Here is a 2,525-nt window from a genome sequence, read left to right on the forward strand (position 1 = left end):
CCTGCCGGCGCGCGCGCTGCGCAGCGCGGCGCTGCGCGTGGCCGACCGGGTCGCGCCGTTCAAGCGTGCCATCGCGGCGCACCTGACCCAGCGCGTGGCGGCCATGGCGCGCTGAGGCGGCGGTCGTGCCGATGCATGCGTGCGTGTCTATCGGTGCTCGGCGCGGCTTGCTTTCAATTCCGAATCCCGAATCCCGAATACCGATCTCAGCGGCGGCTAGCTGGCGTCGGCGCGCCGCTGTTCCGCACCGGCGACCAACGCATCAAGGGCACTCTGCAGGTCGCCGCTGCGCTGCGCCGCTTCGATCGGGGCGATGGCCCAGGCGCAGCCGGCGTGGCGCAGGTGCTGGCGCCAGTCGCCGGTCCAGCCCTCCAGTTCGTCCAGCGCCAGGGAGATGGAACCGCCGCGCTCCGCGTGGCCGCCGCGGATGGACTGGCCCAGGCGGAACGGCTGCGTTGCGTCGGGGTCGAGCTGCGCGATGTACACGTCGTGGTGCGGATCTTGCGCGGACGGCGCGATGTTGCGGATGCCCAGCGTGATCAGCATCGTGCGGGGATCCGCGCTGTCCGGCGCCACCGGCCGGCGAGTGGCAGGCCAGGGGCGCCGATGGCGGTCATGCCTTGCCGAGCACCTGCACCTGCACGTCGCCCAGCTGTACCACCTGGCCCGCGCGCACCTTGCAGGCCTTGCGCAGTTCGACCTCGCCATCCACGCGCACCTGGCCTTCGCTGATCACGGCCTTGGCCGCACCGCCGCTGTCGCACAGGCCGGTCAGTTTCAACAGGTGCTTGAGTTCCACGTAGTCGCTTTCTAGCTGGAGATCGATGGTCTGCATTGGGGGCTTGCTCGGAAATCGGCGCCCATTGTCGGTCATTCGCGGGCAAAACGCCCGCCATGTCGGCGGCTGGGGGCTGTCGCCGCTGCCGCAGCCCGCGGCGCCGCGCCTGCTGCAGGCGGCCGCGGTGGCCGGCGTCCGGCAGTGCGGAGAGGGTCACGCCTGAACGGTGTCGTTCACCTGCTTTCGACATGCGGCCCGGCAGGGCGCACAATAGGGGCTTCTTTGCGCCTGCCGGTTCTCTGCGGCGCCCCCGGAGTCTCCCATGTCCCAAGATACCCCCGCGCCGCTGCTGTTCGCAGATCTCGGCCTCTCCCCTGCTGTGATGAAGGCGGTCGCCGACGTCGGCTACGAGTCGCCGTCGCCGATCCAGGCCGCCACCATCCCGGCGCTGCTGACCGGCCGCGACCTGCTCGGCCAGGCGCAGACCGGCACCGGCAAGACCGCCGCGTTCGCGCTGCCGATCCTGTCGCGGCTGGATTTCGCCCAGCGCAAGCCGCAGGCGCTGGTGCTGGCGCCCACGCGCGAACTGGCGATCCAGGTGGCCGAGGCGTTCCACCGCTACGCCGCGGCGATCCCCGGCTTCCAGGTGCTGCCGGTATACGGCGGCCAGCCCTACGTGCAGCAGCTGTCGGCGCTCAAGCGCGGCGTGCACGTGGTGGTGGGCACCCCGGGGCGGGTGATCGACCACCTGGACCGCGGCACCCTGGACCTGTCCGAGCTGAAGACGCTGGTGCTCGACGAGGCTGACGAGATGCTGCGCATGGGCTTCATCGACGACGTCGAGGCGGTGCTGAAGAAGCTGCCGGAATCGCGCCAGGTGGCGCTGTTCTCGGCGACCATGCCGCCGGCGATCAAGCGCATCGCGCAGACCTATCTGAACGACCCGGCCGAGGTGATCATCGCCTCCAAGACCACCACCTCGGCCAACATCCGCCAGCGCTACTGGGCGGTGAGCGGGCTGCACAAGCTCGACGCGCTGACCCGGATCCTGGAGGTCGAACCGTTCGACGCGATGATCATCTTCGCCCGCACCAAGGCGGGCACCGACGAGCTGGCGCAGAAGCTGCAGGCGCGCGGCCTGGCCGCGGCGGCGATCAACGGCGACATCCAGCAGGCGCAGCGCGAGCGGGTGATCCAGCAGCTCAAGGACGGCAAGCTCGACGTCCTGGTCGCCACCGACGTGGCCGCGCGCGGCCTGGACGTGGAGCGGATCAGCCACGTGCTGAACTACGACATCCCCTACGACACCGAAAGCTACGTGCACCGCATCGGCCGCACCGGCCGGGCCGGGCGCAGCGGCGAAGCGATCCTGTTCGTCAGCCCGCGCGAGCGCGGCATGCTGCGCGCGATCGAGCGCGCCACCCGCCAGCCGATCGAGGAAATGCAGCTGCCCAGCGTCGACGCGGTCAACGACCAGCGCGTGAGCCGCTTCATGGAGAAGATCAGCGAGACCATCGCCGCCGGCGGCATCGACATGTACCGCGACCTGCTGCAGAAGTTCGAGGCCGAGAAGAACGTGCCGATGGTGGAAGTGGCCGCCGCGCTGGCGCGCCTGCTGCAGGGCGAGACGCCGCTGCTGCTGGCCCCGGACCGTCCGCGTCCGCCGCAGGGCGAGCGTTTCGAGCGCCGCGAGCGGCCCGAGCGTGGCGAGCGCCCGGACCGTCCCCGGTTCGAGCCGAAGTTCGAG

3 protein-coding genes are annotated in these 2,525 nt (G+C 70.8%); 1 reads left to right on the top strand and 2 read right to left on the bottom strand.

The annotated features are described in order from the left end of the window. Positions 1 to 216 precede the first annotated feature (216 nt). Together D180_RS12520 and D180_RS12525 are read right to left on the bottom strand one after the other, a co-directional pair. Positions 217 to 546, bottom strand: a complete 330-nt coding sequence (locus tag D180_RS12520; RefSeq protein WP_017913061.1) for a hypothetical protein — start codon at positions 544 to 546, stop codon at positions 217 to 219. A 67-nt stretch (positions 547 to 613) separates the two neighbouring features. Beyond that, positions 614 to 835, bottom strand: coding sequence for an RNA-binding S4 domain-containing protein (locus D180_RS12525; RefSeq protein ID WP_017909138.1), 222 nt, complete (start codon positions 833 to 835; stop codon positions 614 to 616). A gap of 265 nt (positions 836 to 1,100) precedes the next feature. Here D180_RS12525 and D180_RS12530 point away from each other — a divergent pair. Further along, a partial coding sequence (locus D180_RS12530; RefSeq protein WP_043090922.1) for a DEAD/DEAH box helicase occupies positions 1,101 to 2,525 on the top strand: 1,425 nt, incomplete at its 3' end.

The sequence above is a fragment of the Xanthomonas sp. SHU 166 genome, assembly GCF_000364685.1.
Taxonomy (GTDB): Bacteria; Pseudomonadota; Gammaproteobacteria; order Xanthomonadales; family Xanthomonadaceae; genus Xanthomonas_A; species Xanthomonas_A sontii.